Below are 24185 nucleotides of genomic sequence, written 5' to 3' on the forward strand. Positions count from 1 at the left end.
CATTTAAACTAACCTTGCTTACTCCATATAAATATAAAGGCATAGCTATGTTTGAGTTTTTAATATTAATGCTATTATTATTTGCTTTAGAGCTTAGAGTTTGTGCTGCTGTGATTTGAATTTTATCTTGATGATTTTCAACAGTAAGTCCTTGGGTTAAATCCCCATTGATATGAATACTATTTCTATTAGCTCCTTTAGTAGCTACCCCACCATAAAGATTAAACTCATTTTTACCTGTAAAATTAGAATTAATCTCAAATGGCTTTTTTAGATTAATACTAATGCTATTATCATTAGCTATACCATTATTAGTTATACCTGCATAAAAGTCTAAGAGAGCTTTTACTTCTACATTGGTATTTAATGCTAATAAGGTTTGTAAGTCTTTTATATCTATAGTGTTTTTATAAGCATTACCTTGTATGATTTTACCCCCATAGATTTCTCCTACTAAGACAGCATTATAAGCTAATGGGGTATTTTTAGTATCTACTCTTAAATCTAGTTTTAAATCATTGATTAATACACTATTATTACTTACTTCATAGCTTTGATTATTATTAACATCCACAAAAGCTCCTCCTAAGTGAGTAGCAGCTGATGTTGAATATGCTCCACTTGGACCATGTACTAATAAAGAAGCTCCATCTATAATAACCTTATTGTTTTTAGCATTGCCATTATAAGTAATAGCTCCATTTACATGAGTCATTCTCTCATCAAAGATATTATCCCCTAAAGTGCTTTGTCTATAAGGGGTAGTATGAAAGTCTATTTTTACTCCCTTATTTAATATAACTGTATTATTATTAGCATTAGCATCTACACCAAAAGCACCTAAGATATAAGGAGCACCATTTAAAGGTAAGGTATAGGTGTTTTCAACACCCATATTTACATAGGCATCTTTTAAGAAATTTAAAGTATTATTACTTACTTCACCTTTTCTAGCTATGGCTGGAGTGATTAAAAAATTATATTTATTATCTAAACCTGTAGCTTTAGGATTAATTACTTCTTTATCAGTAGGTTTTAAATAATATACTGAAGATAATTCTCCTGCTTTTAACACTAAGGTATTATTATTAGCTTTTGCATTAAAGGTATAAGCAGAAACTAAAAAAGGTATATAGCTGATTTGATTTAGGGTAGTATTAGCTGAGTTAGAACTATGAAAGCCATTAACTACAAAAATATCTTCTTTAATACTTGGAGTAAGTATGTCTTGTTTAAAATATAAATCATTCATTTTAGAATGAGTTTTATCTTTAGGATTATCATAGATTAAAGTGATATTTGAAAGGTTTTTATTAGTAGCCATTTGGCCATAGAAGTTTTTACCACTTAAGAGTTTATAAGTATCAAGATTATAATCATAAACATCATTATTATTAAATTTGTGCTCTTTAATAACATAAGCATTAGAAGCTTTATCATAATTTGCTTGGGTGGCAGCTTCTAAAGAACTTAGTGAAAAAATAGTAAATAAAGAAAGTTTTAAAAGATTAGAGTTTTTATAGTTTTTTAAAGAGTTTAAAGTGTTTGAGTTAAAACGAAAATTATCGTTCCCCCCCCCCCGTGAGGTGATTTTTGGATAAAAATCTTAACATAAAAATCCTTTTTGTATATGTTTATAATATTGCAATCAATACTATAATTTATATTTTTAGTATGAATTACAAATAACTTTTCAACAACAAAGTAATGTTAATACTATATTTATAAATTTAAGCTTAAAAACAAACAATAATAAAATATTAGTATAATAAGAATATATTACTTGAGCTTGGATGTATTGAAAAATAGGTTTTTTGAGTAAAATTTATATTATAAATAAATTGTTATAATTTTATAAGTATTGTTTAAAAAGGTATCATTGTGAGTTTTTTATGGATTTTGTTTCAAGAAAATAAACTTAAAATCATTCTTTTTTTGCTTTTTAGTATTTTTACGAGTATATTAGGTGTATTGACTTTAGTTTTTATCAATGAATTTTTATTAAAAGCTAATCTTGAAAACTCAAATATCATTGTGTATTTTGTGCTTTTATTGCTTATATTTTTTGCGAGTTCTTCTTTTGTAGAAATTGCTCTAAGTTCGTTTGGGCAAAGTTTTATTTTTAAAATGCAAAGAAGGGTTGTAAAGCAAATTTTAGATACAAGTGTTTTGAGTATTTTAAACACTACTAAAGCAAAAATTTTAGCTTCTTTGAATAATGATGTGCGTAGTATTTCTTTTGGGCTTTTAAGGCTTCCTGAATTTATACAATCAAGTGTTTTGATTATTTGTGTAAGTGCTTATATAGCTTATCTTTCTTTAGAAATTTTCTTTTTGTGTTTAGCGTGGATAGTGTGTGTTTTTTTGGTGGATAATTTTTTGATGAGCAAGGTGTATTTTTATTTTAAAAATGCTAGGGAAAATGATGATGCTTTGCAAAAAAACTATCAAAATATTTTACAAGGACATAAGGAACTAACCTTAAATCCTTTAAGGGCGAAGTATTATTATGAAAATGAGTTTGAAAAAAATGCTTTGAAAAAGAAAAAAAGCTCTACTATGGGAAATATTTTGCATATTTTATCTAACAACTGGAGCAATAGTGCTATGCTAGCTTTAGTAGGAGCGGAGTTTTATATAGCTTTAAATTATGAGCTTGCTAGTTTGCAAAGTGCTATGACTATCGCTTTGAGTGTACTTTTTTTAAGAGCGCCACTTGGAGCTATGATAGGAAGTTTTCCTACGCTTATGATGGCAAAAATCGCTTTAGATAAAATTTCAAATTTAAATTTAGAAAACTATTCTCATGAGTTTAAACTCAGTCAAAATAAAAAAATTTGGCAAAAACTTTCTTTTAAAGACGTGTCTTTTACATACAATGAAAAATTTGCACTAAAACCTGTAAATTTTGAGCTTAAAAAGGGCGAATGCGTATTTTTAATAGGTAAAAATGGTAGCGGTAAATCTACTTTTTCTATGATTTTAGCAGGGCTTTTTACAGATTTTAAAGGAAGTATTTTTTTAGATGATGAAAAAGTAACTTCGGAAAATATGTATGAGTATAGAAGTTTAATTAGTGCGATTTTTAGTGATTTTCATTTGTTTGAGCATGTTTTAGAAGATGAGAAATTTAGCAAAGAGGACTTAGCATACTGGCTTGAAATTTTAGAACTTAATGAAAAAGTAGAGCTTGTAGAAAATACTTTTAGCACTATAAAACTTTCAGCTGGACAAAAAAAGCGTCTAGCTATGCTTAATGCTTTGCTTGAAAAAAGAGATATTTTGATCTTAGATGAGTGGGCTGCCGATCAAGATCCTATGTTTAGGAAGTTTTTTTATACTAAACTTTTGCCACTTTTAAAGCAAAAAAGTATTACTATATTTGCTATAACTCATGATGATGTGTATTTTGATATGGCTGATAGAATTTTACTCGCACAAAATGGTCAAATTTGTGAATTAAAAGGCGATATAAAAGAATTAGCAAAAAATGCGGTAGAAAAATTTTAAAGGAAAAAAATGAAAAAATTACTTATTTTATGTGTATTTTTAGGAGTAAGTTTAATGGCAAAATCTTTTGAGCTTGTAAAAGAGCCTGTGCTAACTACACAAATGGTTGAAGGGATTTTGGAGCTTGCAAAGAAAGAAGCAAGAAAAAATGGCTTTTATGTAAGTATTACCATAGTAGATAAATCTGGTCAAATTTTAGCGGTTTTAAGAGATGATAAAGCGGGTGTGCATACGCTTAATGCTAGTTATAAAAAAGCTTACACAGCCACTTCACAAAAAAGAGAAACAGCTGTTATTTTTAAAGGTGTAAAAGAGGGCAAAATACCTGAAGATATTCGTTATTTAGATGATAAGTTTTCTATTATGCCTGGTGGGGTACCGATTTTTATAGATGGAGTTGTTATTGGTGGTATAGGTGTGGGTGGAGCACACTTAGATGAGGATGTAAAAATAGCTAAAGCGGGGATAGCGTTTTTAAAATAGGCTTTGAAAATCAAAGCCTATGATTACTTAGCTTTTGCATAAATTTCTTTTTCAATGTCTATGTAAAATTGTGCGATAGCTTTGTAAGCTTCTTCCCAAGCTTTTAGTGTAGTTTCATCTGCATTTAACACTACTTTAATAGCCTTTAAAAGACAAGCACCTACTATAGGGTAATGTTCTTCTTTGACATTTAATTTTGTATGAGTGATAGCTACTTTATCAACAAAGCTTCTCATATTTTCTAAATTTTCTACATTTTTTGCCGCCATTAAAATAGCCATTGCTAAAGCTTTTGGTTGCTCACCTGAAGCTTGTTTTTCCATATTAAACATAGGTTTTACTTCAGGATATTCTTCAAACATGATTTTATAAAATTCTTTAGTTAAAACTTCACCATTTTTTTGTAAAACCGGCACACAATCTTTGATGATTTGAATTTGTTCTTGTGTCATTTTTTCTCCTTTGTATATTGTATTTTTGATGATTATATAAAAATGAGAGAAAAAATATCTTGATTTATGTTAATTTTGTATCATTTTATTTTAAAATGATTATGTGTATCAATTTAAGTAAATATAAAGTGAATTATTAATATAATAATCCTTATCAATTTCAAAATTTAAATTAAGGAAATTTATAAAATGAAAGCGAAAGTAGTTTTACTATCTTTACTAGCTGCTATGAGTTTAAGCGCTCAAGAGCTTACGATTTATTCTCATCGTCATTATGATTCTGATAAAGGAATTTTCAAATTATTTCAAGAAAAAACAGGCATTAGTGTAAATGTGGTGCAAGCTAAAGCTAATGAGCTTGCTAAAAGATTAGAAGTTGAAGGTAAAAACTCAAAAGCAGATTTATTTATGACTGCTGATGCGGGAAATTTAGAACAAGTTCGCACAAATAATCTTTTTGTTTCAGTTAGCTCACCTGAGTTAGAAAAACTTTCTCCAAAAGAATTAAGAGGTAAAAACAACGAATGGTATGCTTTTACAACAAGAGCAAGAATTATCGTTGCTTCTAAAGATAGAGTTAAAGATGGAGAGATTAAAACTTATGAAGATTTAACTGACCCTAAATTTAAAGGTAAAGTTTTAGTAAGAAGTTCAAATAATGTTTATAATATTTCTTTGTTAAGTGCAATGATTGATACTTTGGGCAAAGAAAAAGCAAAAGAATGGGCTCAAGGCATAGCAAATAATCTTGCACGTACTCCAAAGGGTGGGGATCGTGATCAAATTCGTGCAATCTATGCAAAAGAAGGCGATGTAGCTATATCAAATAGTTATTATCTAGGACACTTGGCAAATTCAAAAAATCCTAAAGATGTTGAAGCTGCAAATTCAGTAAAAGTGATTTTTCCAAACCAAGATGGTAGAGGAACACATATTAATGTAAGTGGTATAGGTGTTTTAAAAACTTCTAAAAATAAAGAAGCCGCTGTTAAATTTATCGAGTTTATGCTTTCAAAAGAAGCACAAGAAATTTTAACAAACCAAAATTATGAGTATCCGGTAAATAAAGAAGTAAAACCTGCTAAAATTTTACAATCATGGGGCGAGTTTAAAATTGAAAAACCAAATTTTGAAGCTTACTGGGGTAATGCTAAAGAAGCTTTAATGATTTTTGATGAAGTTCAATGGAAATAATTAAGGAAAAATAAAATTTGAAATTTTTAAGTCTAAGGTGGTCTTTTGCCACCTTTTTTTTCTGTAGTTTAATTATACTGCCTATACTTGCCATCATCTTGCACCTTCCTTTTATAGATATTAACACCTTAAAACATTTGAGTAAAAATGTCTTGCCACGATATATTTTTGGTAGTGCTTTTATATTGTTTGGTACTTTAGTATTGTGTTTGATTATAGGTTTAGTTAGTGCCTATTTGATAGCTTTTTATAAATTTTTTGGCTCGAAATTTTTTGAATGGTTTTTGATTTTACCTTTGGCTATACCTTCTTATGTGATGGGTTTTGTTTGGATTGATTTGTTTGAATTTCAAGGTTTAATCCCTACTTTTTTAGGCATTGATAGGCGTATAGATATCATGAATGCATATGGTGTGATTGTGATTTTATCTTTTGCACTTTACCCTTATGTGTATTTTTTTGCTAAAAATACCTTTGCTTATGGACTTGGTAATATCATTTTAAGTGCTAAAACACTTAAGGCTTCTAATCTAAAAACATTTTTCAAAGTGATTTTGCCATTTTGCCGTGTGGGTATAGTGGGTGCTTTGCTGTTGGTGGCTATGGAGGTTTTGAGTGATTATGGCTTGGTGGCGTATTTTGGCGTAGATACTTTTAGTGCAGGAATTTTTAGAACATGGGGAAGTGGCGGTGATGAAGTGAGTGCTGTGGCTTTAAGCGTGGCTTTGCTAGTGTTTATCGCACTTTTAATGCTTTTAGAAAAAATTCAAAGAGGCAAAAAAGGCTTTAATCAAAATGTATTTTTACCTACTCCAAAAGATGAGTTAAAAGGCTTAAAGGCATTTTTAGCCTTTTTATGGTGCTTTTTAGTGGCATTTTTAGCCTTTGTCGTGCCTATTATATGGCTTGTTTATTGGGCCGGGTTTGATTTTATGCAAAATTTAAGCAATGTCTTAACACCTGCATTTTATAGTCTTAGCGTGTCTTTGGTGAGTTCTTTTGCTATTGTGGGGGTGGCGTTTTATTTGTGTTTTGTGGTGCGTTTAAACGATACAAAAGCTTCTAAAATCATTCTTTGGCTTACGACTTTGGGGTATTCTTTACCTGGAGCTGTGGTAGCTGTGGGAATTTTAGTGATTTTGGGCGTGTTAAATTATATTTTTGATCTTTTATCTTTTGAATATGCTATAGGTGGTGGATTTTTAGTATTATTTTTTGGATATTTTGTAAGATTTTTAGCTTCGGGGATTTTTGCAACTCAATCAGGCTATGAGCGAATTTCTAAAAACATAGACTATGCAAATTTAACCTTAAAATCAAAACCATTTAAAATTTTCACTCAAATTCATTTTCCTTTGATGAAGCATTATTTAGCTTTAGCTGTGGTGATTATTTGTGTGGATATTTTAAAAGAATTGCCTATTTCGACTATACTTTCACCTTCAGGTTTTCAAACGCTTTCATCGCTTGTATTTGCTTATAGTGAAAATGAATTAATTTATAATGTTTCTTTGCCATCTTTGATTATAGTGTTATTTGGGATTATCCCTACATTTTTAATGCATTATTTGCAAAATAAAAACAACCAAAAAGGACAATAATGGAAATCTTAAAAATTGACAATCTTTACAAATCTTTTGGAAAAACAGAAGTTTTAAAAGGAATTTCTTTGAGCTTAAGAGAAGGTGAGATTGTCAGTATTTTGGGAGAAAGTGGATGTGGTAAGAGTTCTTTGCTTGGTTGTATAGCGGGTTTTTTTGAAATCAATGATGGTAGTATTTGTATAGGGGATAAACTAGTTGCTTCTAAGAATGTGTATTTAGCCCCACAAGAGCGTGATGTAGGGGTTTTGTTTCAAGACTATGCTTTGTTTCCACACTTAAACGTAGAAGAAAATATATGCTTTGGTATAAGCTCTTTAAGTAAAAACGAGCAAAAACAAAGACTTGATGAAGTTTTAGAAATTTTAAATTTAAATACACTTTTAAAGCGCTATCCAAATGAGCTAAGCGGTGGGCAAGCCCAAAGAGTAGCACTAGCAAGAACCATAGTTGCAAGGCCAAAGATTATACTTTTTGATGAACCTTTTTCAAATTTAAATCACACTTTAAGCGTTAAAATGCGCAAAGAAATCAAAAATATCTTAAAAGAGCATAAGCTTAGTGCTATTTTTGTCACACATGATAAAGATGATGCTTTTTATTTATCAGATAATATCGCTTTGGTTAAGGATGGGAAAATTTTAGACTATGGAAGTGCCAAAGAGCTTTTTTATAAGCCTAAAAATATAGATAGTGCTTGCTTTTTGGGAGAAGCATTTTTTATAGATCCAAATACAATTTTAGATGAGAAATTTAAAGTATATTTGCAAAGTAAAAATGGTATTTTGCGCCCTAATGATATACAAATTTCAACTTCACAAACTCCTTTAAAAGCTAGCGTTTTAGAATGCGTGTTTTATGGGGATTTTTATGAGTTAAGTGTGAGTTTGGAAGGATATATTTTTAGTATTTATCATCATAAAGAACTTAGTAAAAATGATGAGATTTATCTTGAGTTAAGCGAAACAAAAGAGTTTTAAATCATAAATTTAATAAAGTTTATATTAAATATCTTATAAAATATAAACTTTAAAGGTTTAAAATGATACTTACAAATAAACTTGGTATAAAAAATCAACTAGAATTGGCTAAAGAAGAAGAAAGAATAAGCAAACTAAAGGCAAAAGCTTTATTTGAAAGTGGTTTTTTAGATACATTGAAAGCAGGAAGTTTTGAAAGCTTAAGGGTGATTCATCAAAAATTATTTGAAGATATTTATGATTTTGCAGGAAAAATAAGAGAGGTAAATATTTCAAAAGGAAATTTTAGATTTGCTCCTGCTGTTTATTTACATGAGGCAATTAAAAAAATAGAACTCATGGAGCAATCTTGCTTTGAACAAATTGTAGAAAAATATGTAGAAATGAATGTAGCTCATCCTTTTAGAGAAGGAAATGGTAGAAGTATGAGAATTTGGCTTGATTTAATACTTAAAAAAGAGTTGAAAAAAGTGGTTGATTGGAGTTTAATTGATAAAGATGATTATATAATGGCAATGCAAAGAAGCCCTATTAAAGATGTAGAGATAAAAATTTTATTTCAAAATGCTTTGAGTGATGACATTCATAGCTTTAATATTTTTGCAAGAGGGATTGATGTAAGCTATTATTATGAAGGATATACACTCTATAAAACAAAAGAGCTTTTTTGATTGTTTAAAGCTAGTTTTATAATTTTTATTGATACAAGCTTGTTAATCTCAAATTCTTCTTATTGCAAAAGATTATTTAATAATAAAACATTAAATCATAAAATAAAAATAAAATTTGCTAAAGATTATAAAATAAAGTAAAATCACAGCAAAAAAAGGAAATAAATGATTAGTGTAGAATTAATAGAGCATATTTTTAAAGCCGCTTCTATATCAAGGTGGAATGATTATCCTAGAATGACAAATTTAGTCGAGCTTGATAAACAAGCGCATAAATTTATCATTGCTTATTTCATTGCTAAAATGGAAAAAGATGTCAATATGCGCTTTATCATAGAAGCGGGGATTTTTGAGTTTTTAAGTAGGGTAGTAGTGACTGATATACGCCCTGATGTGTATCATGAAATAACACGTGCAAAAAATGAGCAAGTAAGTGCTTGGGTATTAAGTAAAATCGCACCGATGATTCAAGATATTGAAAATGGTGCATTTTTAAAACGTTATGAGCTTTTTTTACAAGGTAAAGATTATGTGAAAGAAAGGCTTATTTTAAAAGCTGCTTCGTATTTTGCGACAAGATGGGAGTTTAATATAGTTTATCAAACTAGCTCGTTTTTAAGTGATATTGATGAGATTAAGGCTAAGGTTGAAGAAGAATTAGAAGATTATTATGAATTAATCGGTGCAAGAAAAATAGCTCTTAATCAAAAAATTTCTAAAATAATCGATCTAAGCGGACGCTTGCGTTTTCAAAAAAGATGGGCGCAAACCCCAAGGATTCCTGAAACTGCGGTTTTAGGACATATGCTTGTGGTAGCTATTTTGTCTTATTTTTATTCTTTAGAAGTAAAAGCATGCGATGGTAGAATAGAAAGCAATTTTTATTGCGCTTTGTTTCATGATTTACCTGAAAGTTTAACTAGAGATATCATCTCTCCGGTAAAATATGGCATAGATGGTTTAAATGAAATCATCAATGAGTATGAAATGAAGCTTATTAATGAGAAAATTTTACCTTTTATACCACTATCTTTTAGAGAGGAATTTAGCTATATACTTGGTATTAGAGAAGGACAAAATGAAGAAAGTGCCTTTGTGAAAAATGAATTTGAAAATCGTATTTTTAATAACAAGCCAAGTGTTTATAGTGGTAGTTTAGATGCGGTTAATGAGGATCGTTTTAAAGCTATTGATGGAAAAGCTTTGAAGTATTGTGATAAATTAGCAGCTTTTATAGAAGCAGCTTTGTCAATTAGCTATGGAGTAAAGTCTAAAGAGCTTGAAAGCGGTTTTGTGGGAATGTATGAATATTTTAAAACAAATCCGACTATTAATGGGGTAAATTTCTTTAGAATTTGTGAGGATATTAAAGGATATTTTAAACTTTAAAACCCTCTCCCAGATGACTGCGGCACACACTAAGTCTAAGTGCTCTGCTGTGTTCCCACCCTGAAGCGGTGCTTAAAAATAGCATTGCACAGGTCTAAGAGAAGGCAGTTGAAATAATACCTTAAAATATCTTAAAAAACATTGAGGTGAAGTATGTTGAGTATATTTGCAAATTTTTTATCTAAATTTAGAGAATTTTTTGTTCCTAGTCATTTATCTTTAGAATTTAGAGCAAAATCTTTTGCTGCTATTATTGTGGCAAATAAGACTATAAAAGCAGAAATTTGGCAAGTTTTGGCTGATATTGCAAGTGAAGTTTATCCAGATGATAAAAGCAGGCAGGCTATTTTAGTGCAAACTTCTAAAGAATATGTAGATAGAGTTTTAAAAAATGAGCTTAGTTTAGACGCTTTACTTAAAAATATTGCTTCACTTTTAAAGAAAAATCCAAGATATGCAAAAAAGATTAATTTTCATAGACTTGAGCGTTTGATGGATAAAAATGAAGAAGAAGCTTTAGTGCAACTTAGGGTGTATGAATTTTTTGAGCAAGAAATAAAATATATTTTAGAAAAAAATTCAAAAGAACCATCATGAAAGGCTAAAATTAGCGTTTCATGTTGATTGCTTTTTGTATCATTTGATCAGCTGTTGTGATGCTTTTACTACTTGAATCATAAGCTTTTTGCAAAGTGATTAAGTTTGTAAATGCTACGGATAAATCTACATTTGATTGCTCTAAATAAGAGCCTTTAAAGGTTGCTGTGCTGAAATTTCCATTATTATCAAGCAAAAAGGTTGGATTACCGCTATTTCCTGTTTGTCCATAAAGATTTTCTCCTAGCTTTTCCAAACCTTGTTCATTGGTAAAATTAAACAAAGCAAGTTTTGCCATAGCTATTTGATCGCCATTAGTAAAAGTGGCGATGATGGTACCATCTGTGTTGATAGAATAATTATTTAAAAACCCTTCACCTTTACCATCTGTTTGTGTGTGTACTGAAGGCTGTTTATTTTTTAAAGCATGAAGTCCATCATAACCTGAATTTGGTATATTTGGATCATAATAAGAACCAAGGTTTATATTGACTTTTGTTCCGTTATTATCAACTGAGTTTAGAGTGCTAGATACCAAAGCTCCAGCTTCATTAAAGGTGATTAAACCTTCGGTAGTTCCACCTATTTTATTGCCATCATTATCATATACTTGAGCAACGGCTTTGTACTCTAAATCTGTGCCATTTTGCGGTAAAACTCTATCTAATTTAACCTTAACCCAACTAGTAGAACCATCAGGATTGATTAATTTTGCAGAAAGTTCTGTACTATCAGCTACTTCTTTTTCTACACTTAAATGAGATGATTCTAACTTAGCTGTTTCTAAATCTACTTTATCTAGTTTTTGATTGTCAATACTAAAAGCCAAATTCTCATCTAAAGTAGCTTGTAATGTTTGACTAACACCTTTTTCATCAGTAATTTTAAAATATATAGTATCACCAGGCTTTAAACCAAAAATTTGCTCATCTTTTACACTACCTGAAATTTTTACACTACCATCTTCATTTTTACTAAATTCAAATTTAGAAGCATCTACATCTACATTCACTGCTTCTGTTTTGGTGCTTGTGTCTAAATTTCCACTCCAAGTGATATTTTGTGTTGGTTGAGGTGGTAAATAAAGATTTTTAGGCACAGAAATAGGCCCTTGGGTATTAACTCCACCTATTTGGAAATTTTCTCCAGGTGTTCCACTCCAAGCTGTGGTAACTTTTTGTCCCATAGCTTGACCAAACATATTAGAAACCCTATCGCTTAGCTGAATTTCTTTTAATGATGGATTCATAGTTCCAAGCACATAATTACCATTTGAATCTACTAAAAATCCATTTGCATCAGGTTTAAAAGCACCATTTCTAGTATAATAAACTCCATTGGCATTACTTACACCAAAAAAGCCCTTTCCAGCAATAGCCACATCAAATTCATTATCAGTAGAAACTAGTGGTCCTTGTTCAAAAACATCATTTGTGGCTCCTGCTACACTACCATAACCAGTTTGACCTTTGTTGTATGATTGGGTTGTAACAGTGCTGTAAAATACATCTTTGAATGCTACATCAGAGTATTTAAAACCAACTGTATTGACATTGCTTATATTGTGAGCAGTATTGTCTATGCCATAACTTTGGGATTTTACTCCATTTACTCCATTGTAAAATGCTGTAAACATGATTTTATCCTGTAATTTCTTTAATGTCTTCCCATTTAACCCAGCTACCGCCCATACCAACTAGAGCTTCGCCATCTTCAAATCTTACACCAGTGATAGGATAAGCACCATAAGTTGAGTTAACTGTTGTTCCATCTTCACCTATATAACTTGCTCTTACATAGTATTTACCAGATGGCACAGGATTTCCACTATCATCTGTTCTATCCCAAACAATCTGTTTCATACCTGCAGTCATATCTTTAACTTTCATTGTTCTTACAGGATCACCTGCTTCGTTATAAATAGTAAATGTTACAGGTTCGCTATCTGATTTATAAGCTGAATCAATCTTAGCTGTTTTGATATCAACGCTTGGAGTATGTCCTATAATTTTAAAGGTTTGATCCTCGCCAACTACTGCTTTAACAGTTTCTTCTTGGCCTTTATCATCAACTAATTTTACATATATAGTTTCTCCAGGCCCTGCTATTTCTTTATCTACCTTACCTGTAATGTCTAGTTTATCTTCACCATTTTTCTTAAGTTCAAAACCTTCAGTGTCAATATCAGTCTTTTTACCTTTTTGTGGTTCTTTTGGTAAATACATATTAATTTGAAATTGTATATCATCATCTGCTACCACAAGATAATCATCTTTAACTGTTGCAAGTTTTCCAACCGCAGCTAATGCACTCATACCGGTACTTGCTGCAATAGAATTTTGTAGTTTTGCCATCGCATCTACTAGTTGAGTCATGGTTTTATTGGTATTATCTTGCATTTCAAGTGCTGAAAGTTGTGCTGTTTGAGTAAGCATTTTTTCAGTATCCATAGGATCGGTTGGATCTTGGTGTTGAAGTTCTATCAAAAGAAGCTTTAAAAATGCATCCTTGTCAAGTTCTGCTCCAGGGTTATAAATCAACCCACTATCGCCTTCTCCAGCTCTAGCATTTCCTTTTGCATTTGGCATATCTTTAGTATTAAGTGTTGCTAAAGGACCTTGAAGAGTTTGTGTATTTATATTTGACATAAAAATCCTTTTTTATATATTTTTAAAGCTTAAAGCAAAAAATATTCCATTTAAAAATATTTTGCCAAAACCATTTCTAAGCTTGGTTTTTCTTGAATTTCTTTTTCAAAATTCACCTTATCTTCTTTATTATTATTGTTTTTTTGTTTTTGTGGATTATTCTGCTCTTTTCTTTCTTGGTTGTTAAAATTCATCTCTAAATTTGTAAAGCCCATATTTACAAGAGCATTTTTAAACTCAGCTTGATGTTGTATGAAAAGATTTAAAGTATTTTGATTAGAATTAAAGCTGATGTTTAGATTAGATCCTCTTTGGACTAAAGTTACTTCTACTTCCCCAAGATTGTGTGGATTTAAAGTTATACTAAAGCGTGTTATAGGTGCTTTATAACTTTCTAGTTTTTCTTTAAATTCTTGAGCAAAATCATTGAAAGTTTCTTTCATAGGAATATTTTGATTTTTTACAAAATTATTAGAAACTCTATTCATTTCTTTCACATAAGAATTTAAATTTTCCTCGCTATGATCTTTTTCATCTTTTATAACTTCTTTAGTGCTTTTAAAAATATCACTAAAACTGTCTGTGTTTTGAGTATTTTTGTCTGTTTTTAATTGTTTGTCTTGAGTATTTAGTAAATTTTCTAAGTTAATTTTCAAATCTTGATTTTGATTTTGTAAATTTTGGATATTTTTTGTATTTGTTAGTTCGGTTTTTAAATCTTTTGAATTTTCTAAAACAGAACTTATTTTTTTACTAAAACTATCTTCGCTGGTGGTTAATTTTTCACTTTTTAATATTTCTTTAAAATCTATCTTTTCTTTGTCTTTAATTTCTTTTTTTAAGTTTGGATTTTGAGTTAGATTGATAAGCTCAATATCATTTAGTTTATCATTTTTGCTAATATTTTTTATATTTTTTGTGTCTTTGATTTCTTTATTATCTTGAATTTGAATTTTTTCTACTAATTTTTCCTTAAAATCGATGTTTTGAATATTTTCTTTTGCTTTTACATCTTTTTTTGGAAGTTCTATATTTTTTAAAGCAGAAGAAAGCAAAGAAATACCTTCATTTTCTTTGCTTTTTACATTTTTGCTTGTATTTGGTTCTTCTTTTAAAAGTTTAGTGATTTTTTGATTGATTAAATCTTGAAAAACATTAGTATTGTTTTGTTTTTGTGGTTCAATTAAGTCTTTATTATTTAAATTTGAAGTTTTAAAAAAACCTTTTTTTTCAAGATTTGGAAAGGTTTCTTTTAAATCTTTAATTTGTTCAAATTTTATGTTTTTTATATTTAATCCAAGCTCTTTTGCTATATTAAAAAGCTCATCAATATTTTTTATATTTTTTAACTTGTGCAAGTTTTTTTCAAGAGCTAAAATAGCAGTATTATCTTGGACAAGTTTGTTTAATTTTATATCCTTGCTATCGCTTTGTAAAACCTCTAATAAAGAAAGAATTTGCATAAAATTTGCACCTTCAAAAAGCTTTATAGCATCTTTTTCATCTAGCGAAAGTTTATTATTGGTGTCTTTTAAGTCTTTATCTTTGCTTGTGTTTTCTTTTTGTGGTGCTTTAAAATCTTTTGATATGCTTTTATCTTTTTCATTTATTGCTTGCAATAAGGAATTTAAAAATTCCTCTCCATCGTTTTGTGAATTAGTACTTTCTTTGCTAGGATTTTCATTTTGTGGAGCGATGCTTAGTAAATTTAAAGCATCGCCTGCTTGGATATTTGACATTAATTAACCTACTAAAAAATTATTTTTTGCTAAATTTGGAAATAAATTTTGCAATTGTGCTGCACAATCAAGTTTTAAATTTTCATGAGAAAGATTAAAGTTTTTAAATATTACTAACAACTCTTCTATATTTTTAGCGTTTAAAACAGCATTTTCATTATGAGCATCATCTAAAATTTCACTTACTTTACTTGAAAGCTTTGCATAGTTTAATTCTTTTTCTTCGTTTGAATTTACAACTTCTAAATAATTTAAAAGTTCCATAAAATGCTTACTATTTAAAACTGAAGTTCCTTGTTTTTCTAAGTTAGCGTTAAAGATTTGAGTATTTAGGTTTGACATATTTTTCTCCTTAAAAATAATTCTTATCCAAGACAAAAGCAACAAGTGTTCCAATTTGCTAATCTTAATTTTTAAGCATTTTTTTTATATAATATTAGATTTTAAATTTAAGACTTTGGAGAAAAACTTGGATAATATTAGAAATATAGCCGTTATAGCTCACGTTGATCATGGAAAAACAACGATGGTGGATGAGCTTTTAAAGCAATCAGGAACTTTTAGTGAGCGTGAGCAAATAGCAGAGCGCGTAATGGATAGCAACGATATAGAAAAAGAAAGAGGTATTACTATACTTTCTAAAAATACTGCTATTAATTATAAAGGCACCAAAATAAACATCATAGACACTCCAGGCCATGCTGATTTTGGTGGTGAAGTTGAGCGTGTATTAAAAATGGTTGATGGGGTTTTGCTTTTAGTTGATGCGCAAGAAGGGGTTATGCCTCAAACTAAATTTGTGGTAAAAAAAGCTTTATCTTTAGGGCTTAAACCTATTGTTGTTATTAATAAAATCGACAAGCCAGCTGCTGATCCTGAAAGAGTAATCAATGAAATTTTTGATCTTTTCGTGGCTTTAGAGGCAAATGATGAACAACTTGATTTTGCTGTAGTTTATGCGGCTGCTAAAAATGGTTATGCAAAACTCGCACTTGAAGATGAAAGCACTAATATGGAGCCGTTGTTTAAGACTATACTTGAGCGCGTGCCTGCTCCAAGTGGTAGTGATGAAAACCCTTTGCAGCTTCAAGTTTTTACTCTAGGTTATGATAATTTCGTTGGTAAAATAGGAATTGCAAGAATTTTTAATGGTAAAGTAAAGAAAAATCAAAATGTAATGCTTGCTAAGGCAGATGGTTCTAAAATCAATGGAAGAATTTCAAAACTTATTGGTTTTATGGGTCTAGAAAAAATGGACATCGAGGAAGCAGGGACAGGCGATATTGTAGCGATTGCAGGTTTTGAAGCTTTAGATGTGGGAGATAGTGTGGTAGATCCAAACAATCCTATGCCGCTTGATCCTTTACATATAGAAGAACCAACTTTAAGCATAGTATTTTCGGTAAATGATGGTCCTTTAGCAGGTACTGAAGGCAAGCATGTAACTTCAAATAAAATCGCAGAACGTCTAGAAGCTGAGATGAAAACTAATATTGCTATGAAATATGAAAGTACAGGCGAGGGTAAATTTAAAGTAAGCGGAAGAGGTGAACTTCAAATAACTATCTTGGCTGAAAATATGCGTAGAGAAGGTTTTGAGTTTTGTATGGGAAGACCTGAAGTTATCGTTAAGGTAGAAGATGGAGTTAAAACAGAACCATTTGAGCATTTGGTGATTGATGTGCCTGATGATTTTACTGGGGTTGTGATTGAAAAATTAGGTAAAAGAAAAGCTGAAATGAAAACTATGACACCAACTGGAGATGGTCAAACTAGACTTGAGTTTGAAATTCCTGCGCGTGGGCTTATAGGATTTAGATCACAATTTTTAACAGATACTAAAGGCGAGGGTGTTATGAACCATAGCTTTTTAGAGTTTCGTCCATTTAGCGGAGCAGTTGAAAAAAGAAATAATGGTGCGTTAATTTCTATGGAAAATGGTGTTGCACTAGGATATTCTTTGTTTAATTTGCAAGATAGAGGGGTATTGTTCATTGATCCTCAAACAAAAGTATATACAGGTATGATTATAGGTGAGCATTCACGCCCAAATGATTTAGATGTTAATCCTATTAAAGGTAAAAATCTAACCAATGTTAGGGCAAGTGGTAGTGATGATGCGATTAAGCTTGTGCCACCTAGAAAATTAAGCCTTGAAAGAGCGTTAGAGTGGATAGAAGAAGATGAGCTTGTAGAGGTTACTCCACAAAATATTAGAGTTAGAAAAAGATATCTTGATCCTACTCAAAGAAAAAGAATGGAAAAGGCTAAGTCTTAATGGATTTTGAAGCCATAAGACAAGCTTTAAATAAAAGACTCAAAGCTTTGCAAATTTTAGCATTTGCTGAAGCTTTGGTTATATTTTTTCTTGCTTTTCAATTTAGCAAGGATGTGATTATAGCTTTATTTTTTGCTGTTTTAGCAGGAGTTTTGTTTTTTAGAATTTTAGGAAGAAAGCTTATGTGGGGACGCAATGAGCTTGTATTTAAAATGTGTGAAGAATTTTTAAAACAAAACAATGCTAAATTTGACAAACAAGGTTTTAATCAAAAAGATTTTGAAAAAATTGCTTTTGATTTTTCTTTAAAAACTTATCATTCTCAAAATTCTTTTATTTTTGATGATTTTATTCTTTATGATGTAAAATTTAAAGATGAATTTGGGAATTTCTTTTGTGGAATTTTGCTTTATAGTAAGAAATTAAAAGAAGATATTAGTTCAAATGAAAGTATTTTTGAAAAAGTAAAGGATAAAGAATTTTCTACACAAAGAGTTTTGAAAAAAGATGATTATTTGCTCATAGCAAGTTTGAAAAATCCTTTTTTTGCTGATTTAAAAATTTCAAGTGAGTTAAATTTTAAACTTTTTAGAGCTAATTTAGAAAAAATTCAAGCTTTTATACATGATTAAGCTTAGCTTACTTAATCATTTTGTTCTAAATTATTAATTTCTTGTATTTTTAAATTCTCATTTTTTCCCATTAAATTTTGTATGGTTTGGATTTGCTCTTTAGAGGCATAGCTTATATCTTTTAAAACTATCCAAGTGATTTTTTGATTACAAGGCTCGTTGAGTTTATTTTTAAAGATATAAAAAGATTGAAGGTCATTTGGCAATAACTCATTAGCACTTAAGCCTTGAACATAAAGTTTATCGCCTTCTTTTTTAGGAAAAGCACGGATGATTTTTTTAATAAAAGGATTTTCCGCACTTTCTTGTAAAAACAGTACAACTACTGCTATATCGCCTTTTTGACTTACATGACTAAAATGAATTTCTAAAGGATAAGATTTTTTATCAATAGAAATTTTTGATGGAGCGTGAAAGTGGAAATGAGATAAATTATAAGCTGTATTATCTAGCACGATATGGCTTCCATTACTTGCAAAATACATTTTTATGGTATAACCATCATTCATTAAACCAAAAGAGTCATTTGAATAGTTAAATTCTAAAGAATGATTTTTATTTGTAGCTTTTTTGCTGTTTATATTAATAAAATCTTGATTTAACCCACTTTCACAATAAATCCAGTTTTTATCTAAATTTTTCCATTTATCTTTTTCTATAAAATTTCCATGTGAGGCATTTTGAGGCATTTGCTCATAGGCAAAAAGCATGCTAGTGGTAAATAAACCAAAAAGTATTTTTTTAAAACTCATAATATTCCTTTTTTAGCATAATTATAAAAAAACATCCCCTATAAAAAGCTTATGTTTAAAAATAATTATATTAAAATTAAATATTTATCTTAAAAATTAGCAAGATTATTCTTTACCATCTTTAATAGGCACAAAAAGGCATTCATCTAAAACTTCTTTGCTAATCTCGCCATCTTTTTTGGTAAATTTAGTGATGAATTGTTGATTTCCTATGAGTAAAGGAGCTACTAAAATTCCATTGTTTTCAAGTTGATCAAATAATACATTTGGAATATGCTCTATATAAGCTGAGAATAAAATTCTATCATAAGGTGCATAATTTTTCCAACCATTTTGCCCATCATCAAATTTTACATGGATATTAGCATAGTTTAGTTTTTTAAATTTTTCTATAGCGCTAATTGCAAGTTTTTCAATGCGCTCTATGGTAAAAACTCTTCTAATAAGCTTACTTAAAATTGCAGCTTGATACCCGCTACCACAACCTATTTCTAAAACACTATCAGCATCTTTAAAATCAAGCGCCATGGTCATTTTTGCTACAGTTAAGGGCGAGCTTATCCATTGATTACCCATTAAAGGAAGCGCATCAAGTCTATAAGCATGCATTTTTAAAGGCGAGAAAATTTCTCTTGGAGTAGAACAAAAAGCTTCAAATAATTCTTCATTGATAAAAGTATTTTTGCGAATTTCTTCTGCCATAGTTTGACATTGTTTTTGTTCAAATATATGAATCAATAAGCACCCCTTAATAAAAAGTGTTATTTTATCTTAAATTTTATTTATCTAGCTTTAAAATCCTTAAGGCGTAAAAACGCCTTAAGATTAATCAAATGTATAAAGGATGTTTGATCCATCTTGATAAGATAAGATGTGCATTTTGCCATCTTTAAAGAATAAGCTTCTTGCATTAGTTATATTTTCTGGATAAGAAATAGTTTTTACAACTTCTTCTTTATCTAGATCAATTACAGCAATAACATTATATTTTTTACTTAATGCATAAATTTTACCATCTTTAAACGCCATTGAAGTTACATAAAGATCGCCTAGTGTTTTCCCTTCCTTTAAATCAGCTTTAGGAGTAAATTCAGCTGAAAGAACTCTATCTGCTAAAGAAATTTTAGAAATTACAAAAGTTTTAGCGTCTTTATTGTTTGGAACAGTTGCTGTGTACATATATTTTCCATCGGTAGTTGTACTTAAGATATGGTGGAATTTAGCTCTAACTGTATCAATTCTACCACGACCAAGATCTTTGCCTTGACCTTCGAAATTATTTGCCCCTTTCATAAAGTCAGCATATTGTAAAGCCTCATTTGCATTAGGATTTTGAGCAAATCTTAAGAAAGATTTATTAGAACCCATTAAGATGTATTTGTTATCTAAATAAGGGATAATTCCTACGATAGGGTTTATTGTAGCTGAAAAATATGGATCTAAAACAAAATCAACTTTAGTGCTAAAATTATTATCTAGGAAAAATACTTCCCATTTTGAACTTGCAATATACTCTCCATTGATATAATCAAGCGTATTGATAGCTTTAGGGAATTCTATTTTGGTTTCGCTAGCTATTTTTAAGCTCTCGTCGATATTTGCAAATGGAGCATTACTAATATTATTATCAAATTGAATACCTAATTTTTCACTAGCAGGCGCAAAAGCAAAATCAGGTTCTTTTACATCGCGTGCGCCAAGTATAGAGAAACTTTTCCAGCTTTTACTCCAACCTGAATCAGACCAAATGATGTATTTTGGATTTAAACTAAAACGAACTGGATCACCTTGTCCGCTATATGGGATAGGACCGGTACTTACAAAGGCTTGGAATACATTTGAAGCTACGATAAAAGCAACAATAACCATAGCAGCTAAGTTAAATTTGGTTAGTTTTCTAAAGCTAGCTCCTTCCATTTCTTTTTCAAAAGAACCAAATTTTGGAGCAAAAGCAAAAATAACACCAAGCAATAAAACTACAGCCCAAAATACTACTTCAGCCCAAAAATAAGTATGTAAGCCAAAAATAGGTAAGCCAAAACCTTGATCAAGATCACGATGTGCATGCCAACTAACATGGTTGAATGATTGCCATAAACCAAAAGCAGTTGCGATTAAAAGGAAAGCTAAAAATTTACCTTTCACACCATAGCGCACAATAAATAAAGCCGCTACACCGATGAAAATCATTGATTCTCTTTGACCCCAACAAGAAGTACAAGGGCTATCACCTAGCATATAGCCAAAAATTAAGTTTGCAGTTCCAACAGGCATTAAGATAACCAAAAAGCCTGCTAAACACATTAAAAAGTAAAAGAATTTAGTTTTGTTAATATCACACATATTTGCCACCTTATAGATTCATTAGGCCTAAGATTGCGCCTGATTTGCGACCTAAATAGTCAAATACCATAATAGCCCATGAAATTACAAGTATAGAAAAAGCTAGTTTTTCTTTTTCTGGTTTAACTATCATGAGAACTATGGCGATAAAGATTAACAAAAGTTCTAAAAACTCCATAATTACTCCTTATAAATAAAATAAAAACCGCCGATTTTACTATATTAGAATAAATAAAAATAAAATATTAAATTAAAAAAGAGATTTGATTTAAAAAGTATAAAAAATGAGTAGTTTTGTGACTTAGAAGTCATCAAAACTTAAGCTTCCTTTGGAGTAATTTGTAACCTTGCTTTCAAAGAAATTGCTTTTTTGATCATTAAATTTAGAAAAATCATCCACCCATTTAATAGGATGTTTTGCATTATAAATTTTATCAAGATTAATAGCAATTAGTCTTTGATCAACAAGATAATGAATATATTCTTCTATAATATCATCTGTAAAGCCCATGATTTGATTTTGAGTGATGTATTTACCCCATTTAATTTCAAGTTCGCCTGCTTTTTTAAACATATCATAGATTTTATTTACATTGGTATCATTAAACAAATCAGGTCTTTCTTTGCGCACAGAATTAATCATATTTTGAAATAATAGCAAATGTGTAATCTCATCTCTTTGTATAAAGCGTATCATTTGTGCTGATCCTAGCATTTTCCCTGCGCGCGCTAAAGCATAAATAGCAGTAAAACCACTATAAAAATACACTCCTTCTAAGATTTGATTTGCTACCATTGCAAGTAAGAGTTTGTTATCATCTACTTCGCCAGCTAATTCTTCATAAATGCTTGAAATGAAATCATTTTTTTCTCTTAAAGTTTCATCATGTTTTTCCATTTCGTAAATTAAGTCTGTATTTTCACAGATTGCTTCAACCATTACTGCATAAGATTTTGAGTGATTTGCTTCTTCATAAGCTTGTCTTGCTAAAACTGCATTGATTTCAGGCGCTGTGATGTAAGGATTGATATTATCAGCAAGATTGTTTGTTTGAAAACTATCCATTGAGATAAGTTGAGACCAAACTAAATCATACATTCTTTTTTCTGCTACGGTTAGATTACAGCGATAATCAAGTGCATCTTTGGTTGTATCTACTTCTTTTGGAAACCAAGTATTTGCCTCCATTAAATCCCAAAGCTTTAAAGCCCAAGTGTATTTTGCTTTAGTAAAATTTAAAATCCCATGAGGATTGCCATTAAATACTTTTCTATCATTTAAAGTTTCATTTGATTTTGGATTATAAATTCTTTTTCTATTCATTTTTCTACCTTTGTGACAATAACACTTTGGCTTAAAATATCATGCAAAGCCAAAGTATCTTTTCTTAAAAAACTTACCAAAAACCCAATCAATAAACCAAAACTTACGATAAAAATTATATAGCGTAAGAGTATTCTAAAAAAATTAAGTTTTTGGCCATTTTTAAGATCAATTAAATATAAATCATAAGCTTTAAGTCCAGGACTTTGAGCTTTTTTTGCTAAAAATAAGGCCTGTATAAGCCCAAAAAGCAAAGAACATAAAAAAATTATAAGTTGATTGTTTAAAAAAGCTTCTTTAGAGCCAAGTGTAAAATAAAATAAATATAAAACAGGCACATAAAGCAAAAATAGATCAATCAAAAAAGCTTTAAATCTTAAAAAGCGAGTAGCTATTTTTGCTTTAGTTTTCATTAGTTTCCACGACTACCAGGTTTGATAGCTTTGGTGCCTTTTTCACAAAGTGGACAAGCATTTGCTTCATAAATATCAAATTCGAAATTTCCTAGTGCAAAAAGTGGTAAATTTGCAGGCAGTTTTGCATTTTCTTTTCTAGGGTTGTTTAAATTTTTTACCGCGCAAAAACCACGATTTGCTAAAGCTGCAAAACCTACTACTTCCCCACCTAAGCTTTCGATGATTTTTGCACTCTCAAGTGCAGAACCACCTGTTGTAATAATATCTTCACAAACGATAAATTTTTCGCCTTTTTTTACTTCAAAACCACGTCTAAGACTCATCACTCCTTCTACGCGCTCAGTGAAAATAAAGCGTTTATTGCAAGCTCTAGCAAGCTCATAACCTGCTAAAATTCCACCCAAGGCAGGAGAACAAATGCTATCAAATTCAATGTTAAAGCTAGCAATAACTTTTGCAAGCTCCTCACAAAGCTCACCTGCTAGTTTTGGATTTTCTAAAACTTTAGCACTTTGAAGGTAAAACTCAGAGTGTTTCCCTGAGCTAAGCAAGAAATGCCCTTGTAGGTATGCCCCACAATCTTTATAAATTTGTTCTAAGTTCATTATCAAACCTTTAAAAGTTCTGCTTCTTTGTTTTTAACTAATTCATCTACTTTTGCTGTGTAATTATCAGTTTGTTTTTGAACCTCATCATAAGCTTTTTTGGCTTCATCTTCTGAAATTGCTTTATCTTTTTCTAATTTTTTAACCGCATCATTTGCGTCTTTTCTAATGTTTCTAATAGCCACTTTAGCCTTTTCTCCCATAGCTTTGGCATTTTTAGCATTTTCTTCTCTTTGTTCTCTTGTCATAGGTGGAAAGAATAATTTCACACTTTCACCATCATTGTTTGGATTTACTCCTATATTTGCTGCAGCTATGGCACTTTCTATAGCTTTTAGCATTGATTTTTCCCAAGGAGTAATGCTAATAGTTGAAGCATCGGTTGCTAAAACTGTTGCTACCTGATTAAGCGGGGTTACACTACCATAATAATCAACATGAATATGATCAAGTATGTTGATATTTACTTTACCAGTTCTTATAGTGGTAAAATCTTTTTTTAAGGCCTCTAAGCTTTTATCTGATTGTTGTTTTTGTTTGGTATAAATTTCATTTAGCATGGTTTATCCTT

At 30.1% G+C, this 24185-nt stretch carries 23 protein-coding genes, 1 other RNA gene and 1 pseudogene; 10 read left to right on the forward strand and 15 right to left on the reverse strand.

Features of this window, described 5'->3' with window-relative positions; genetic code table 11:
* Nucleotides 1-1324: pseudogene (locus CAMP5082_RS06620) on the reverse strand (hypothetical protein); the annotation flags it as partial.
* 557 nt (nt 1325-1881) lie between these two features.
* Between CAMP5082_RS06620 and CAMP5082_RS06625 the strand changes: the two are divergent.
* Together CAMP5082_RS06625 and CAMP5082_RS06630 are read left to right on the forward strand one after the other, a co-directional pair.
* Nucleotides 1882-3510: a multidrug ABC transporter permease/ATP-binding protein gene (locus CAMP5082_RS06625; protein ID WP_337206275.1), complete on the forward strand. Its 1629-nt coding sequence runs from the start codon at nt 1882-1884 to the stop codon at nt 3508-3510.
* A gap of 9 nt (nt 3511-3519) precedes the next feature.
* Complete coding sequence (locus CAMP5082_RS06630) at nt 3520-3993, forward strand: GlcG/HbpS family heme-binding protein (RefSeq protein ID WP_337206276.1); 474 nt, start codon at nt 3520-3522, stop codon at nt 3991-3993.
* A gap of 23 nt (nt 3994-4016) precedes the next feature.
* Here CAMP5082_RS06630 and cgb read toward each other — a convergent pair whose 3' ends face one another.
* Complete coding sequence (cgb, locus tag CAMP5082_RS06635) at nt 4017-4445, reverse strand: single-domain globin Cgb (RefSeq protein ID WP_039619438.1); 429 nt, start codon at nt 4443-4445, stop codon at nt 4017-4019.
* A gap of 189 nt (nt 4446-4634) precedes the next feature.
* Here cgb and CAMP5082_RS06640 point away from each other — a divergent pair, with 189 nt between their 5' ends.
* From CAMP5082_RS06640 to CAMP5082_RS06660, 5 genes are all read left to right on the forward strand, one after another.
* Nucleotides 4635-5639, forward strand: coding sequence for a Fe(3+) ABC transporter substrate-binding protein (locus CAMP5082_RS06640; protein ID WP_337206277.1), 1005 nt, complete (start codon nt 4635-4637; stop codon nt 5637-5639).
* Nucleotides 5640-5656: 17 nt separating this feature from the next.
* A complete protein-coding gene (locus CAMP5082_RS06645) occupies nt 5657-7240 on the forward strand; it encodes an ABC transporter permease (protein WP_337206278.1) in 1584 nt (527 codons plus the stop codon).
* Nucleotides 7240-8220: an ABC transporter ATP-binding protein gene (locus CAMP5082_RS06650; RefSeq protein WP_337206279.1), complete on the forward strand. Its 981-nt coding sequence runs from the start codon at nt 7240-7242 to the stop codon at nt 8218-8220. Before CAMP5082_RS06645 ends, CAMP5082_RS06650 begins: the two co-directional genes overlap by 1 nt.
* Before the next feature lie 62 nt (nt 8221-8282).
* Nucleotides 8283-8891 (forward strand): protein adenylyltransferase Fic, encoded by a 609-nt coding sequence (gene fic / locus CAMP5082_RS06655; protein ID WP_337206280.1) that lies wholly within the window; start codon nt 8283-8285, stop codon nt 8889-8891.
* 165 nt (nt 8892-9056) lie between these two features.
* Nucleotides 9057-10280, forward strand: a complete 1224-nt coding sequence (locus CAMP5082_RS06660) for an HD domain-containing protein (protein WP_337206281.1) — start codon at nt 9057-9059, stop codon at nt 10278-10280.
* 3 nt (nt 10281-10283) lie between these two features.
* On the opposite strand, the gene ffs is transcribed toward CAMP5082_RS06660, so the two are convergent.
* Nucleotides 10284-10381: signal recognition particle sRNA small type (ffs, locus tag CAMP5082_RS06665), an RNA gene on the reverse strand.
* Nucleotides 10382-10433: 52 nt separating this feature from the next.
* Here ffs and CAMP5082_RS06670 point away from each other — a divergent pair.
* A complete protein-coding gene (locus CAMP5082_RS06670) occupies nt 10434-10877 on the forward strand; it encodes a hypothetical protein (protein ID WP_263664035.1) in 444 nt (147 codons plus the stop codon).
* Between the two features lie 10 nt (nt 10878-10887).
* Here the strand turns inward: CAMP5082_RS06670 and CAMP5082_RS06675 are convergent, their stop codons facing one another.
* Genes CAMP5082_RS06675 through CAMP5082_RS06695 form a run of 4 tightly spaced genes read right to left on the reverse strand, consistent with a single transcriptional unit; the run spans nt 10888 to nt 15606 of the window.
* Nucleotides 10888-12513, reverse strand: a complete 1626-nt coding sequence (locus CAMP5082_RS06675; protein ID WP_337206282.1) for a flagellar hook protein FlgE — start codon at nt 12511-12513, stop codon at nt 10888-10890.
* A 4-nt stretch (nt 12514-12517) separates the two neighbouring features.
* Nucleotides 12518-13525, reverse strand: a complete 1008-nt coding sequence (locus CAMP5082_RS08465; protein ID WP_442863327.1) for a flagellar hook capping FlgD N-terminal domain-containing protein — start codon at nt 13523-13525, stop codon at nt 12518-12520.
* A 50-nt stretch (nt 13526-13575) separates the two neighbouring features.
* On the reverse strand, nt 13576-15264 hold the full coding sequence (gene fliK / locus CAMP5082_RS06690) for a flagellar hook-length control protein FliK (protein WP_337206283.1): 1689 nt from the start codon (nt 15262-15264) through the stop codon (nt 13576-13578).
* Nucleotides 15265-15267: 3 nt separating this feature from the next.
* On the reverse strand, nt 15268-15606 hold the full coding sequence (locus CAMP5082_RS06695; RefSeq protein ID WP_039619431.1) for a hypothetical protein: 339 nt from the start codon (nt 15604-15606) through the stop codon (nt 15268-15270).
* Nucleotides 15607-15733: 127 nt separating this feature from the next.
* On the opposite strand from CAMP5082_RS06695, the gene typA reads away from it, so the two are divergent.
* Together typA and CAMP5082_RS06705 are read left to right on the forward strand one after the other, a co-directional pair.
* On the forward strand, nt 15734-17542 hold the full coding sequence (gene typA, locus CAMP5082_RS06700) for a translational GTPase TypA (protein WP_039629177.1): 1809 nt from the start codon (nt 15734-15736) through the stop codon (nt 17540-17542).
* Nucleotides 17542-18174, forward strand: a complete 633-nt coding sequence (locus tag CAMP5082_RS06705; protein WP_337206284.1) for a poly(A) polymerase — start codon at nt 17542-17544, stop codon at nt 18172-18174. Before typA ends, CAMP5082_RS06705 begins: the two co-directional genes overlap by 1 nt.
* A gap of 11 nt (nt 18175-18185) precedes the next feature.
* Here the strand turns inward: CAMP5082_RS06705 and CAMP5082_RS06710 are convergent, their stop codons facing one another.
* From CAMP5082_RS06710 to frr, 8 genes are all read right to left on the reverse strand, one after another.
* On the reverse strand, nt 18186-18926 hold the full coding sequence (locus CAMP5082_RS06710; protein WP_337206285.1) for a carbonic anhydrase family protein: 741 nt from the start codon (nt 18924-18926) through the stop codon (nt 18186-18188).
* Nucleotides 18927-19031: 105 nt separating this feature from the next.
* A complete protein-coding gene (locus CAMP5082_RS06715; RefSeq protein WP_087699868.1) occupies nt 19032-19661 on the reverse strand; it encodes a protein-L-isoaspartate(D-aspartate) O-methyltransferase in 630 nt (209 codons plus the stop codon).
* Nucleotides 19662-19751: 90 nt separating this feature from the next.
* The gene (gene dsbI / locus CAMP5082_RS06720; RefSeq protein WP_337206286.1) at nt 19752-21269 is read right to left on the reverse strand and encodes a disulfide bond formation protein DsbI; all 1518 of its coding nucleotides are present in this window, start codon (nt 21267-21269) and stop codon (nt 19752-19754) included.
* A 10-nt stretch (nt 21270-21279) separates the two neighbouring features.
* Nucleotides 21280-21447, reverse strand: a complete 168-nt coding sequence (dba, locus tag CAMP5082_RS06725) for a disulfide bond formation protein Dba (protein WP_039619427.1) — start codon at nt 21445-21447, stop codon at nt 21280-21282.
* Between the two features lie 123 nt (nt 21448-21570).
* Nucleotides 21571-22593 (reverse strand): ribonucleotide-diphosphate reductase subunit beta, encoded by a 1023-nt coding sequence (locus CAMP5082_RS06730; protein WP_263664043.1) that lies wholly within the window; start codon nt 22591-22593, stop codon nt 21571-21573.
* A complete protein-coding gene (locus CAMP5082_RS06735; RefSeq protein WP_263664044.1) occupies nt 22590-23006 on the reverse strand; it encodes an RDD family protein in 417 nt (138 codons plus the stop codon). The genes CAMP5082_RS06730 and CAMP5082_RS06735 overlap by 4 nt, the downstream gene beginning before the upstream one ends.
* The gene (gene pyrE / locus CAMP5082_RS06740; protein WP_263664045.1) at nt 23006-23614 is read right to left on the reverse strand and encodes an orotate phosphoribosyltransferase; all 609 of its coding nucleotides are present in this window, start codon (nt 23612-23614) and stop codon (nt 23006-23008) included. Before pyrE ends, CAMP5082_RS06735 begins: the two co-directional genes overlap by 1 nt.
* 2 nt (nt 23615-23616) lie before the next feature.
* Nucleotides 23617-24174, reverse strand: coding sequence for a ribosome recycling factor (frr, locus tag CAMP5082_RS06745; protein ID WP_263708841.1), 558 nt, complete (start codon nt 24172-24174; stop codon nt 23617-23619).
* Nucleotides 24175-24185: the final 11 nt, after the last annotated feature.

The organism is Campylobacter sp. LMG 17559 (genome assembly GCF_024723605.1).
GTDB lineage: Bacteria > Campylobacterota > Campylobacteria > Campylobacterales > Campylobacteraceae > Campylobacter_D.